Origin of the sequence: Rhizobium hidalgonense (assembly GCF_005862185.2) — a bacterium.
GTDB classification, from domain to species: Bacteria; Pseudomonadota; Alphaproteobacteria; order Rhizobiales; family Rhizobiaceae; genus Rhizobium; species Rhizobium hidalgonense.
The window spans coordinates 4203825-4216542 of sequence record NZ_CP054027.1 but is presented as its reverse complement, the minus strand read 5'-3'; the positions used below and the strand labels follow the sequence as shown (position 1 = coordinate 4216542).

Here is a 12718-nt window from a genome sequence, read left to right as displayed (position 1 = left end):
CTGTCGTCAGCCCTGCTTCGCCCGCAGGCGGATCACCACGTCGACATGGGCAATCTCCATGCCTTCGGGCGGCTCCGGCAGATTGGCGATCGTCAGGTTGCTGACGGGAATGTCGAGCACCTCGTTGTCGCCTTCGATGAAGAAATGGTGATGGTCGGAAACATTGGTGTCGAAATAGGTCTTGGCGCTCTCGACAGCGAGAACGCGGATGAGACCGGCTTCGGTGAACTGGTGCAGCGTGTTGTAGACGGTTGCCAGTGACACCGGCACACCGGCGGCAACCGCCTCCTCATGCAATTCCTCAACCGTCAGATGCCGGTCGCCTTTGGCAAACAGGAGGTCGCCGAGCGCGACACGCTGGCGGGTAGGGCGCAGGCCCGCGCCGCGCAGCCTGACCTCTATGGCGATCGGGAGTATACCCGTCATCAACACCAACTCCGGTTATTCCTGCATAAAGCAATCATGTTTCTTCAAGCGGTATAACTTTTGCATCGGAGCCTTTCAATAGTTCAATGGGGACAAGAGCCTGATAAACGCGGCAAAAACGGGCTTTTGGCGTAAATAGGTCTGGTCGCGGCCCTGGCCTTCCTGTATTCGACCACCAAATAATGGCGTAAGCCTGGTCCGGGACGATGAATGGAGCTGCCTTGCTCGTGCTTCATTTTCTGAGGAACTTGGACTAAACGTTGACATCCATCGGCTTCTCGCGGGGGGAAAAGAAACTTTATGACGACCAGACAGTCCAGCTTCTCGTATGACGAACTCATTGCCTGCGCACATGGCGAGCTGTTCGGCCCCGGCAATGCGCAGCTTCCCCTGCCGCCCATGCTGATGGTCCACCGTATCACCGATATTTCCGAAACCGGCGGCACTTTTGACAAGGGCTACCTCAGGGCCGAATACGACGTACGTCCCGACGACTGGTATTTTCCCTGCCATTTCGAAGGAAATCCGATCATGCCGGGCTGCCTTGGCCTCGACGGCATGTGGCAGCTGACCGGCTTCTTCCTCGGCTGGCTCGGCGAGGAAGGCCGCGGCATGGCGCTTTCGACAGGCGAAGTGAAATTCAAGGGCATGGTCAAGCCGCATACCAAGCTGATCGAATATGGCATCGATTTCAAGCGGGTCATGCGCGGCCGTCTGGTCCTCGGCACGGCCGACGGCTGGCTGAAGGCGGACGGCGAGACCATATACCAGGCGGCCGACCTCCGCGTCGGTCTCTCGAAAGACAAGACGGCCTGAAACCGCATCTCAAGCGGTTCACGAAACAAAAAGGGTTTGATCAGATGAGACGGGTAGTTGTCACGGGTCTGGGTGTTGTGTCCTCGATCGGGAACGACGCCGCCGAAGTCACCGAATCATTGCGGCAGGCTAAGTCGGGTATTTCCTTCTCCAACGATTTCGCCGAGCACGGCTTCAAGTGCCAGGTTTGGGGCAGCCCCAAGCTCGGTGCTGCGGAGCTGGCCGAACTGGTGGATCGCCGCGCCATGCGCTTCCTGTCGCAGGGCGGCGCCTGGAACCATGTCGCCATGAAGCAGGCGCTTGCCGATTCCGGCCTGGAAGAGAAGGACTATGCGCAGAATGAGCGCGCCGGCATCATCATGGGGTCCGGCGGCCCGTCCACCCGCACGCTGATCGAGGCGGCCGACATCACCGTGAAGAACAACAGCCCGAAGCGCATCGGCCCTTTTGCCGTGCCGAAGGCGATGTCTTCGACCGCATCGGCCACGCTTGCCACCTGGTTCAAGATCCACGGCGTCAATTACTCGATCTCATCGGCCTGCTCGACATCGGCTCATTGCATCGGCAACGCCGCCGAAATGATCCAGTGGGGCAAGCAGGACGTGATGTTTGCCGGCGGCCACGAAGATCTCGATTGGACGATGTCCAACCTCTTCGACGCCATGGGCGCCATGTCCTCCAAGTATAACGACACGCCGGACAGCGCCTCGCGCGCCTATGATGTCAACCGCGACGGTTTCGTCATCGCCGGCGGCGCAGGCGTGTTGGTGCTCGAGGAACTGGAGCGCGCCAAGGCCCGCGGCGCCAAGATCTACGCCGAAATCGTCGGCTACGGCGCGACCTCGGACGGTTACGATATGGTCGCTCCCTCGGGCGAGGGCGCCATCCGCTGCATGCGCCAGGCGCTCGCCACCGTCAAAGGCGATGTCGACTACGTCAACACCCACGGCACCTCGACGCCGGTCGGCGACAGTAAGGAAATCGGCGCCATCCGCGAGGTATTCGGATCAAAAATCCCGCATATCCAGTCGACCAAGTCGCTGACCGGCCATTCGCTCGGTGCGGCCGGCGTGCAGGAATCGATCTATTCCCTGCTGATGATGCAGCAAGGCTTCATCGGCGAAAGCGCCCACATCACCGAGCTCGATCCCGAATTCGAAGGCGTGCCGATCGTGCGCAAGCGTATCGACAATGCGAAGATCGATATCGCCCTCTCCAACTCCTTCGGCTTCGGCGGGACGAATGCCACGCTCGTCTTCCAGCGCTATAACGGATAATAATATGACTGGAATTATGCAGGGTAAGCGCGGCCTCATCATGGGCGTCGCAAACAACCACTCGATCGCCTGGGGAATTTCAAAAGCTCTTGCCGCACAGGGTGCGGAACTGGCCTTCACCTACCAGGGCGATGCGCTGGGCAAGCGCGTCAAGCCGCTTGCCGCCGAAGTCGGCTCGGATTTCGTGCTGCCCTGCGACGTCGAGGATATCGCATCGGTCGATGCCTTGGTCGATGCGATCGAGCAGCGCTGGGGCAAGCTCGATTTCATCGTCCACGCCATCGGTTTCTCCGACAAGAACGAGCTGAAGGGTCTCTACGCCGATACGACGCGTGAGAATTTCAGCCGTACCATGGTCATTTCCTGTTTCTCCTTCACCGAGATTGCCAAGCGTTGCGCGCCGTTGATGGAAGACGGCGGTGCGATGCTGACGCTGACCTATAATGGTTCGACCCGCGTCATCCCGAATTACAACGTCATGGGCGTCGCCAAGGCGGCGCTCGAGGCTTCGGTGCGTTATCTCGCCGCCGATTACGGTCCGCGCGGCATCCGCGTCAACGCCATCTCGGCCGGCCCGATCCGCACGCTTGCCGGCGCCGGCATCTCGGATGCGCGCGCCATCCTCTCCTGGAACCAGCGCAATGCGCCGCTGCGCAAGACCGTGACCATCGATCAGGTCGGCAACTCGGCGCTCTACCTGCTCTCCGACCTGTCCGCCGGCGTCACCGGCGAAATCCACTTCGTCGACGCCGGCTTCAACATCACCTCGATGCCGACGTTGGACACGCTGCGCAGAGCGGACGTGGAATAAAGGCTGTTCCCATCAAAATAAAAGGCCGTGCGCAGATGATGCGCACGGCCTTTTTATTTTGATCCACGAGAGGGAACGGTTCGAGCCGAACCTTATTTCTTCGCCCACAGCACCTTGAAGCGGGCGTTGCGGCAGGTTTCGCCGCTTTCCCGGAAATTCGCGACCAGGACCGGCTCGTAGGGCAGGCCGCGATTGGCGACCAGCATCAGGCGGCCGCCGCCGCGGAGCGCGGATGCGGCTGTCTTGATCATCGCCTGGCCGAGTGCCGGCTCGGCTGCGTGTCCTTCATGGAAGGGCGGGTTCATGATGACGAGATCGTATTTGTCCTTGACCGGCTCGCCTGCCAGATCGTGCCAGAAGAAGCGCGCAGGCGCGCTCGGGCAGTTTTCCGCCAGATTGTCCCTGGCGGCCTCCAGAGCCGCGTGATCGGCCTCATAGAGGTCGAGACGGGTCAGTGCACGCGATCTCTGGGCCAGTTCAACGGAGAGATAACCCCATCCGGCGCCGAAATCCGCAACGTCGCCGGCAAAATCCTGCGGCAGGCGCGAGGCGAGCAATTCCGATCCGGCATCGATCCGATCATGCGAGAACATGCCGGCGGTGGCATTGAAGCGGCCGTCGACGCGGACCGGCGTCTTTGCCAGCTTGGAAATGATGTCGCCGGCATCGGCCGGCCGGCCGAACCAGAAGGCGACGCCGTGATATTTCGGCATGTGGTCGATCGCGAGACCGAACCCTTCGAGGCGCTTGCGCAGCGGCTGGATGCCGTCTTCCTTGGCGCCGGCAACGACGATCAGGCCGCCGATCTCTGTGCGCGCGATAGCCGCGGCGAGATTGGCCTCGTTCTCGCCCTTGTGCTTGGTGCAAAGCACCAGGGCGGCATCGTAGTCCTCACCGTCGATCTCCGGCTTTGCTTCGATCCGCTGCGCCAGCAGCTGCCGGTAGAGCGGCCGGAAGCCCTGGACGGCGCTGAGCGAGGCGGCAAAACCATCAGGCAGCGCAAAGCCTGCCTCGGCGCCGAGGAAGAGCACGCGCTCGCCCTCACCGGGCGCCTGGACTGTGCCGCTGGCAAAGGGATGGAACAGGGTCTTCAGCGTCTCACGGCTCATGGGTCTCGTCTCGTTAAAGCATGTCGCGCAAAAGTGTGTGAGCGGTTTTGCGGCCACGACATGCGCAAAACCAGGATACAAAAAGGGCGCGGAAGATTCCCGCGCCCGGAATGAAATCTGAAAGACGCGGCTTATTCTGCCGCTTCTTCCTTCTTCTTCTCGTTCGGGATTTCCTGGCCGGTGGCCTGGTCGACGACCTTCATCGACAGGCGAACCTTGCCGCGTTCGTCGAAGCCGAGCAGCTTGACCCAAACCTTGTCGCCTTCCTTGACGACGTCCTGGGTCTTGGCGACACGCTCGGAAGCAAGCTGCGAGATGTGGACGAGGCCGTCGCGGGCGCCGAAGAAGTTGACGAAGGCGCCGAAGTCGGCGGTCTTGACAACCGTGCCTTCGTAGATCTGGCCGATTTCAGGCTCGGCGACGATCGAGTGGATCCACTTGCGGGCCGCTTCGATCTCCTTGCCGGAAGAGGAGGCGATCTTGACGGTGCCGTCGTCCTCGATGTTGATCTTGGCGCCGGTCTTTTCGACGATTTCGCGAATGACCTTGCCGCCGGAGCCGATGACTTCACGGATCTTGTCGACCGGGATGTTCATGACTTCGATGCGCGGAGCGAATTCGCCGAGCTGGCCGCGGCTCTCGGTGATGGCCTTGGCCATTTCGCCGAGAATGTGGGCGCGACCGCCCTGGGCCTGGCCGAGCGCGACCTTCATGATCTCTTCGGTGATGCCGGCGATCTTGATGTCCATCTGCAGCGAGGTGATGCCGTCGGCGGTGCCTGCAACCTTGAAGTCCATGTCGCCGAGGTGATCTTCGTCACCGAGAATGTCGGAGAGGACGGCGAAACGATCGCCTTCGAGGATCAGACCCATGGCGATACCGGCAACCGGCTTTGCCAGCGGAACGCCGGCATCCATCAGAGCAAGCGACGTGCCGCAGACGGTCGCCATCGAGGACGAGCCGTTCGACTCGGTGATCTCGGAGACGACGCGCAGCGTGTAGGGAAACTGCTCTACGGTCGGCAGCATCGGACGGATCGCGCGCCAGGCGAGCTTGCCGTGGCCGATTTCGCGACGGCCCGGGGAGCCCATACGGCCGGTCTCGCCAACCGAGTAGGGAGGGAAGTTGTAATGGAGCAGGAAGCGCTCCTTGTACATGCCCGTCAGGCTGTCGACATACTGCTCGTCTTCGCCGGTGCCGAGCGTGGCAACGACGATCGCCTGGGTTTCACCGCGGGTGAAGAGCGCCGAACCATGGGTGCGCGGCAGAAGGCCGACTTCCGAAACGATCGGACGGACGGTTTCCAGGTCGCGGCCGTCGATGCGGCTCTTGGTGTCGAGGATGTTCCAGCGAACGATCTTCGCCTGCAGGTGCTTGAAGACAGCGCCGATGACTTCGGCGGTGTACTTCGGTTCAACACCTTCAGGGAAGAAGTGAGCCTTGACCTTTGCCTTGACGGCGTCGACGGCGGCGTAGCGATCGGCCTTCTGGGTGATCTTGTAGCCTTCGCGCAGTTCAGCTTCGAAATGCTTCAACATTTCCGCTTCGAGCTCGGAGTAATCCTCCGGCTGAAAATCGCGCGGCTCCTTGGCGGCAACTTCGGCGAGCTTGATGATTGCGTCGAGAACCGGCTGGAAGCCCTTGTGGCCGAACATGACGGCGCCGAGCATGATCTCTTCGTTGAGTTCCTTGGCTTCCGATTCAACCATCAGCACGGCGTCGTAGGTGCCGGCGACGACGAGGTCGAGGCTCGATTCGTCCATCTCGTCGAGATGCGGGTTGAGAACATATTCGCCGTTGATGTAGCCGACGCGCGCACCGCCGACCGGGCCCATGAAGGGAACGCCGGAGAGCGTCAGCGCTGCCGAGGTGGCAACCATCGACAGGATATCGGGGTTGTTTTCAAGGTCGTGCTGGATGACGGTAACGACGACCTGGGTGTCGTTCTTGTAGCCTTCCGGGAAGAGCGGGCGGATCGGGCGGTCGATCAGGCGGGAAACGAGGGTCTCGTTCTCGCTCGGACGTCCCTCGCGCTTGAAATAACCGCCGGGGATCTTGCCGGCTGCGTAGGTCTTTTCCTGGTAGTTGACGGTGAGCGGGAAGAAGTCCTGGCCGGGCTTCGGCGCCTTGGCGGAAACGACGGTAGCGAGAACCACGGTTTCGCCGTAGGTAGCGAGAACGGCGCCGTCGGCCTGACGGGCAATCTTGCCGGTTTCGAGCTTCAGCGGGCGGCCGGCCCACTCGATTTCGACGGTGTGTGTATCAAACATGACTTGTCCTTCAGTGCGGGAGCACGCGCCATCGCCGATATCAGGGCGCAGCGCACAGTCGACCGCAAACAATGTGACGTATCACGGGCAAGACAACGAGAGGCTTTTATCTCAATTTCCTCCAGGGAACCCAGTTCCCGGGAAACTGGGCCAAAGCCTCAAGAAGCCTTGGCCGAAAGCATCCGGCAATCCTGCCCCATGACAGGTCAACGGTTGGTTTGGCAGAACCGGCCCATCCGGGTCCGCCGATCTTTCCACCGCTTGGAGAATAGGGCGCGGCTGGAACATTTCATCGGGAACCGTGTCCCGAAACAGGATCCGGCGGGCGCTCGGAAAGCGCCCGCCGGACAATCTTAGCGGCGGATACCCAGGCTGGAGATCAGCTTGGAATAGCGGCCTTCATCCTTCTTCTTGAGATAATCAAGAAGCGAGCGGCGGCTCGAAACCATCGTCAACAGGCCACGGCGGGAATGGTTATCCTTCTTGTGGTCCTTGAAGTGTTCGGTCAGGTTGTTGATGCGTTCGGTCAGGATCGCGACCTGGACTTCCGGAGAACCGGTATCGCCTTCAACGGTTGCGTATTCCTTGATCAGCGCAGACTTGCGCTCAGCAGTGATCGACATCGGGTGATCCTTTCTAAGAGAGGAAATAAAGGTCGCCAAAAGCCGGGATGCCGTCCAGCTTTGGCCGTGAATGCAAACGGGCGTACCCGATGCTGGCGCTGCCTATAAACCAAATATGGGTCGATGGAAAGAGGGGTCGTCCCTGGCGACTTCAACGACCCGCCATGGCACCCCGGATCATCCCGTCATAGGCTGCAGGATCCTGCAACATGGCGAAATGGCTGACATCTTTCAGGATGACGAGTTTGGCGCCCGGAATCTGCTTTGCCATCATTTCGGTATGGTCGAGCTTGACGGCTTCATCATGATCGCCGATGGCAAGCGTGACCGGCACCGAGATCTTGGTAAGATCGGCGGCCGTCCAGGCCGGCTGGGTCGCCCACATCGCGGAGACCTGCTTGACGAAGGTCTCGTATTCATTCGGCGTCGGCGAAAGCTTGCGATACTGCTCGCCGGAGACGTTGATGTAGTCGTTGAAGGTCTTGTTGTGCGTGATATCTTTGACGCCGTCGGTCGTGACGTTGGCCGCCTGGGCAATGACGCGGGTCAATTTTTCCGGGTGCTTCATCGCCATGTCGATGCCGATGATGCCGCCGTCCGACCATCCCACAAGCGTCACCTTGTCGATCTTCAGATAGTCGAGAAGGGCGACATAATCCGATGTCATCAGGTCATAGCCGAAGGGTTGCTGGCTGCGCGTCGAACGCCCATGGCCGCGGCTGTCGGCAACAATGACCAGGTGGTCTTTGGCGAAATCGGCGACCTGATGACCCCAGACGTCGGCATTTCCAAGCCCGCCATGGATGAAGAGGATCGGTTCGCCTTGACCATATTCGGCGTAATACATCTTGATGTCGTTGACATCGGCCATGCCGCTGGTCTTGGCCGCCGGCATCGGAGGAAAGGCGGGAAGCTCGGCCCAGCGCTCGGCGGATTGAGCGCCGGCAACGGTCAGCAACAGTGCAAAGAACGTCAGGATTCCGATAGCGGTTGTGCGCATATTCTTCCTCTCGGGCGGCACTCGCCCCTCGGGCGGTAATCGCCCGAAAGGAAGATATCGCATCGTTACCGTCTGACAATCGTCAGCTGTACAGACTCAGCCGAAAACCCGCTTCGGGCGAAATTCGCCCTCGCCGATCTCGCCGATCGCGATCAGCCGGCCGCGAGCCGTCGCATAGGCTTCGCTTTCGGCAACCGGCGCATCGCGCCCCCGCACGAGGATCGGGTTGCCCATCTTCAGCCGGTGCGCCTGGTCGTCATTGATGACGAGATGGGGCAGGGCCGATAGCGCCTCGCAGGTATCGATCAGCAGCGCGTCGAGGGCGGCAAGCCGCTCGTCCATATCTTCGAGCGCCTCCAGCGCCACGAGGTTGGCGAGCGGCACCATGGCCTCTTCCGCAAAGGGCGCGACGAAGGTGCGCCGCAACCCGGACACGTGGCCGTAGCAGCCGAGCTCCCGGCCAAAATCGCGCGCCAGCGCCCTGACATAAGTGCCCTTGCCGCATTCCACTTCGAAATGCGCGGTATTGGCATCCGGGCAGGCGAGCAATGTCAGCCGGAAGATTTCGACTTCGCGCGAGGGGATTTCGACGGTTTCGCCTTCACGCGCCAGATCATAGGCGCGTTCACCCGATATTTTGATCGCCGAAAACTGCGGCGGCACCTGGCTGATGGTGCCGATATATCCAGGCAGGATATCGCGGATCTGCTGTTCGCTCGGGCGCTTGTCCGAGCTTTCGGTCACTTCGCCCTCGAGATCGTCCGTGGCGCGCTCCTCGCCCCAGCTGACGGTGAATTCATAGATCTTGCGGCCGTCCATCACATAGGGAACGGTCTTCGTCGCATCGCCGAGCGCGATCGGCAGCATGCCGGAGGCGAGCGGGTCGAGCGTGCCGGCATGGCCGGCCTTTTGCGCCTTGTAGAGCCACTTGATCTTGGAAACGGCTTCCGTCGAGCCGAAATCCACCGGCTTGTCGAGGATCAGCCAGCCGGAAATCGGCCGGCCCTTGGGTTTGCGTGGTTTGGACATGCGTCTCTTCTGGTTATTGGTCGTCATTATCGCCGTCGAGGTCGCGGCTCACCTCGGGCGAACGCAGCAGCTCGTCGATTTTCTTGTAGTTGTCGAAGCTGGTATCATCGCGGAAGCGCACCTCCGGCATGTATTTCATCTGCCGAAGCTGCTGCCCGAGCCTGCCGCGGATATACCGCGCATGACGGTTCAACGCCTCGATGACGATGCTGTGGTCGGAAACGCCGAGCGGCGTCACGTAAGCCGTGGCGATCTTGAGGTCGGGCGACATACGCACTTCCGAGATCGAGATCACGGTCGCCTCGATGACGTCGTCGCGCACTTCGCCGCGCTGCAGGACCTGGGTGATCGCGGCGCGAACCTGTTCGCCAACGCGCAGCATGCGCTGCGAAGGCGCGGAAGAAGTTGCTCTGGTCATAGTTATCTCTATTTGCCGATGCGGCTGGGAATCGAACCCGTCAAAGGAGAGCGTCCATGACTCTTTTGGTCGAAAAGGTCAAGTCGGCAGATACCCGAAAGCCATCCGCCGGCTGGCGAATGGCTTTTGGAACGTCATGCTCAGACGCAGCAGATTAGAGCGTGCGCGTGATATGCTCGACGCGGAAGCACTCGATGACGTCGCCGGCGCGCATATCCTCGTAATTTTCGAAGGCCATGCCGCATTCCTGGCCCATCGGCACTTCGGACACTTCGTCCTTGAAGCGCTTGAGGGTCTTGAGCTTGCCTTCGTGAACGACAACGTCGTTGCGGATGAGGCGGACGCCCGCACCGCGCTCGACCTTGCCTTCGACGACACGGCAGCCTGCGACCTTGCCTACCTTGGTGATGTTGAACACCTCGAGGATTTCGGCATTGCCGATAAAGGTTTCGCGCCGTTCCGGAGACAACAGGCCCGACATCGCTGCCTTCACGTCATCCACCAGGTCGTAGATGATGTTGTAGTAGCGGATTTCGATACCTTCGCGCTCGGCGAACTGGCGTGCTTGCGTATTGGCGCGAACGTTGAAGCCGATGATGGCGGCGTTCGAAGCTTCGGCCAGCGAGATATCCGACTCGGTGATGCCGGCGGCGCCCGAATGGACAATGCGGGCGCGGACTTCGTCGGTGCCGAGCTTTTCCAGTGCGCCGGCAATCGCTTCGATCGAGCCCTGCACGTCGCCCTTGATAACAAGCGGGAACTCCTTGATGCCGGCGCTCTGGCGCTGCATCATCATCTGTTCCAGCGAGCCGCGCTGTCCCGACTGGCGGGCAGCCGCCTTGTCGCGGGCAAGACGCTGACGATATTCCGAGATTTCGCGCGCGCGGCTTTCGCTTTCGACGACGGCGAATTTGTCGCCCGCCTGCGGCGTGCCGGAAAGACCGAGAACCTCGACCGGGGTGGCGGGACCCGCTTCCTTCACATGGTCGCCCTTGTCGGTGACCAGGGCGCGCACGCGGCCCCAGACGTCGCCGGCGACAATGATCTGGCCCGGACGCAGCGTGCCCTTCTGGACGAGCACGGTCGCGACCGAACCGCGGCCACGATCGAGCTGGGCTTCGATGACGGTACCTTCGGCCGTCCGGTTCGGATTGGCCTTGAGGTCGAGAATTTCCGCCTGCAGCAGGATCGCCTCGAGCAGCTTGTCGAGGTTCTTGCCTGTTTTGGCCGAAACTTCGACGTCGAGCACTTCACCGCCCATGGATTCCACGAAGACTTCGTGCTGCAGCAGCTGGTTGCGGACCTTCTGCGGATCGGCCTCGTGCTTGTCGACCTTGTTGATCGCCACGATGATCGGAACACCGGCCGCCTTGGCGTGGTTGATCGATTCGATCGTCTGCGGCATCACGCTGTCGTCGGCTGCGACGACCAGGATCGCGATGTCGGTCGCTTGCGCGCCGCGGGCACGCATGGCCGTGAAGGCGGCGTGGCCGGGCGTGTCGATGAAGGTGATCTTCTGACCGCTCTGCTCCACCTGATAGGCGCCGATATGCTGCGTGATGCCACCGGCTTCGCCGGAGACCACGTTGGCATGGCGGATGGCGTCAAGCAGCGAGGTCTTGCCGTGGTCGACGTGGCCCATGATGGTGACGACAGGCGGACGCGAAACCAGTTCGCCATCCTCGTCGGACACGTTGAAGATGCCAAGCTCGACGTCGGATTCCGAAACACGTCTGACCGTATGGCCGAATTCGCCGGCGATGAGTTCGGCAAGGTCGGCGTCGATGACATCGCCCGGCTTCATCATCTGGCCTTCCTTCATCAGGTACTTGATGACGTCGACGGCGCGTTCTGACATGCGCTGCGACAGTTCCTGAATGGTGATGGTCTCGGGCAGAATCACCTCACGCGAGATCTTCTCACGGGTTTCCTGCATCTGGCCGCGGCGGAACTTCTCCTGCCGGCGGCGCATCGCCGAGAGCGAACGTCCGCGAGCATTGTCCTCGCCGTCGACATTGGCGGTGGAGATCGTCAGCTTGCCGCGACGACGTTCTTCATCGGTCTTCGGACGTGTCGTGACCGGCTTGGCTGGTTCCGGGCGAACGACGCGGCCACGGACAGGACCGCCGCGCGCTGCTGCGCCGCCACGATCATCCTCTTCCTTTTCGTCGCGACGACCGCGAACGGCGCCGGGGGCAGCAGCGCCCGCTGCCGGGCGGACACCAGCCGGTGCTCCGGCGGCATCGGGCCGGCGGGCGGCCGGTGCAGACGATGCAGGTTGCTGCGGCCGCGGGGCGTCGGAGCGCGCTTCGGCCGGAGCCGGTGCTGCGGCTGGTTCAGCAACAGCGGCGGGTGCCTCAGCCTGCCGGATAGCCTCTTCAGCGGCCCTGCGGGCAGCTTCTTCGGCTTCGGCTGCCTTACGGACAATCTCTTCGGCGGCGCGGCGCTTATCTTCCTCGGCGCGGCGGATCGCATCCTGGGCATCACGCGCCTGGGCGTCGGCCAGCGCGCGGCGGCGGGCGTCCATTTCCTCAGGCGACAGATGGTTCAGCACCACCGGGCGCGGACGATCATTCTGGCGCGGGGCCTGATGGGACTGCTGCGGACGCTGGTTCATCTGGCCGTTGTTGCTCTGCTGAACCCGCGGTGCCGGCGTCGGCTGTTGCGGGCGCGCCGGCACGGGTGCGGGCGCCGGCTCGGCTGCACGGATAGGGGCCACCGGAGCGGCTGGCGTGATCGGCTTTTCGTCTTCCGGGCGCATGGGGCGCCGCTTACGGGTCTCGACGACGACCGCTTTGGTGCGACCTCGACCCATATCCTGGCGAACGGTGCCCTGGCTCATCCCCGATGGTTTCAGGGTAAGCGTCTTTTTGCCCGTCACGCTGATTGTCTTGTCGTCGTTACTATCGGTCATTCGTTCCCGTTCCTTCGGACAGGGA

The 12718-nt window shown here is 61.8% G+C and carries 11 protein-coding genes; 3 read left to right on the top strand and 8 right to left on the bottom strand.

Annotated features, from left to right (window positions below; translation table 11 throughout):
• Positions 1–6: 6 nt before the first annotated feature.
• Entirely contained in the window at positions 7–426 is a 420-nt protein-coding gene (irrA, locus tag FFM81_RS20570) for an iron response transcriptional regulator IrrA (RefSeq protein WP_003571248.1), read from the bottom strand.
• 300 nt (positions 427–726) lie between these two features.
• On the opposite strand from irrA, the gene fabA reads away from it, so the two are divergent.
• Genes fabA through fabI form a run of 3 tightly spaced genes read left to right on the top strand, consistent with a single transcriptional unit; the run spans position 727 to position 3330 of the window.
• Positions 727–1242: a 3-hydroxyacyl-[acyl-carrier-protein] dehydratase FabA gene (fabA, locus tag FFM81_RS20565; RefSeq protein WP_025417454.1), complete on the top strand. Its 516-nt coding sequence runs from the start codon at positions 727–729 to the stop codon at positions 1240–1242.
• A 44-nt stretch (positions 1243–1286) separates the two neighbouring features.
• On the top strand, positions 1287–2519 hold the full coding sequence (gene fabB, locus FFM81_RS20560) for a beta-ketoacyl-ACP synthase I (RefSeq protein ID WP_003571244.1): 1233 nt from the start codon (positions 1287–1289) through the stop codon (positions 2517–2519).
• 4 nt (positions 2520–2523) lie between these two features.
• On the top strand, positions 2524–3330 hold the full coding sequence (fabI, locus tag FFM81_RS20555; protein WP_003571243.1) for an enoyl-ACP reductase FabI: 807 nt from the start codon (positions 2524–2526) through the stop codon (positions 3328–3330).
• A gap of 92 nt (positions 3331–3422) precedes the next feature.
• Here fabI and FFM81_RS20550 read toward each other — a convergent pair whose 3' ends face one another.
• The 7 genes from FFM81_RS20550 to infB form a co-directional block, all read right to left on the bottom strand.
• The gene (locus FFM81_RS20550) at positions 3423–4439 is read right to left on the bottom strand and encodes a class I SAM-dependent methyltransferase (protein ID WP_097535303.1); all 1017 of its coding nucleotides are present in this window, start codon (positions 4437–4439) and stop codon (positions 3423–3425) included.
• 131 nt (positions 4440–4570) lie between these two features.
• Positions 4571–6709: a polyribonucleotide nucleotidyltransferase gene (gene pnp / locus FFM81_RS20545; protein WP_097535301.1), complete on the bottom strand. Its 2139-nt coding sequence runs from the start codon at positions 6707–6709 to the stop codon at positions 4571–4573.
• Between the two features lie 353 nt (positions 6710–7062).
• Positions 7063–7332 carry a 30S ribosomal protein S15 gene (rpsO, locus tag FFM81_RS20540; protein ID WP_003571238.1) on the bottom strand — a complete coding sequence of 90 codons (270 nt, stop codon included), beginning with the start codon at positions 7330–7332 and terminating at the stop codon, positions 7063–7065.
• 151 nt (positions 7333–7483) lie between these two features.
• Positions 7484–8332 carry an alpha/beta fold hydrolase gene (locus tag FFM81_RS20535; protein WP_097535298.1) on the bottom strand — a complete coding sequence of 283 codons (849 nt, stop codon included), beginning with the start codon at positions 8330–8332 and terminating at the stop codon, positions 7484–7486.
• A 96-nt stretch (positions 8333–8428) separates the two neighbouring features.
• Positions 8429–9361: a tRNA pseudouridine(55) synthase TruB gene (gene truB, locus FFM81_RS20530; RefSeq protein WP_003571234.1), complete on the bottom strand. Its 933-nt coding sequence runs from the start codon at positions 9359–9361 to the stop codon at positions 8429–8431.
• Between the two features lie 13 nt (positions 9362–9374).
• Positions 9375–9779, bottom strand: a complete 405-nt coding sequence (rbfA, locus tag FFM81_RS20525) for a 30S ribosome-binding factor RbfA (protein ID WP_003571232.1) — start codon at positions 9777–9779, stop codon at positions 9375–9377.
• Between the two features lie 154 nt (positions 9780–9933).
• Positions 9934–12693 carry a translation initiation factor IF-2 gene (gene infB, locus FFM81_RS20520; protein WP_138386101.1) on the bottom strand — a complete coding sequence of 920 codons (2760 nt, stop codon included), beginning with the start codon at positions 12691–12693 and terminating at the stop codon, positions 9934–9936.
• Positions 12694–12718 lie beyond the last annotated feature (25 nt).

Coding starts and splice junctions, on each gene's coding strand:
- fabI (WP_003571243.1), top strand. CDS start 2,524: ATGACTGGAATTATGCAGGGTAAGCGCGGCCTCATCATGGGCGTCGCA.
- fabB (WP_003571244.1), top strand. CDS start 1,287: ATGAGACGGGTAGTTGTCACGGGTCTGGGTGTTGTGTCCTCGATCGGG.
- pnp (WP_097535301.1), bottom strand. CDS start 6,709: ATGTTTGATACACACACCGTCGAAATCGAGTGGGCCGGCCGCCCGCTG.
- infB (WP_138386101.1), bottom strand. CDS start 12,693: ATGACCGATAGTAACGACGACAAGACAATCAGCGTGACGGGCAAAAAG.
- truB (WP_003571234.1), bottom strand. CDS start 9,361: ATGTCCAAACCACGCAAACCCAAGGGCCGGCCGATTTCCGGCTGGCTG.
- FFM81_RS20535 (WP_097535298.1), bottom strand. CDS start 8,332: ATGCGCACAACCGCTATCGGAATCCTGACGTTCTTTGCACTGTTGCTG.
- rpsO (WP_003571238.1), bottom strand. CDS start 7,332: ATGTCGATCACTGCTGAGCGCAAGTCTGCGCTGATCAAGGAATACGCA.
- rbfA (WP_003571232.1), bottom strand. CDS start 9,779: ATGACCAGAGCAACTTCTTCCGCGCCTTCGCAGCGCATGCTGCGCGTT.
- fabA (WP_025417454.1), top strand. CDS start 727: ATGACGACCAGACAGTCCAGCTTCTCGTATGACGAACTCATTGCCTGC.
- irrA (WP_003571248.1), bottom strand. CDS start 426: ATGACGGGTATACTCCCGATCGCCATAGAGGTCAGGCTGCGCGGCGCG.
- FFM81_RS20550 (WP_097535303.1), bottom strand. CDS start 4,439: ATGAGCCGTGAGACGCTGAAGACCCTGTTCCATCCCTTTGCCAGCGGC.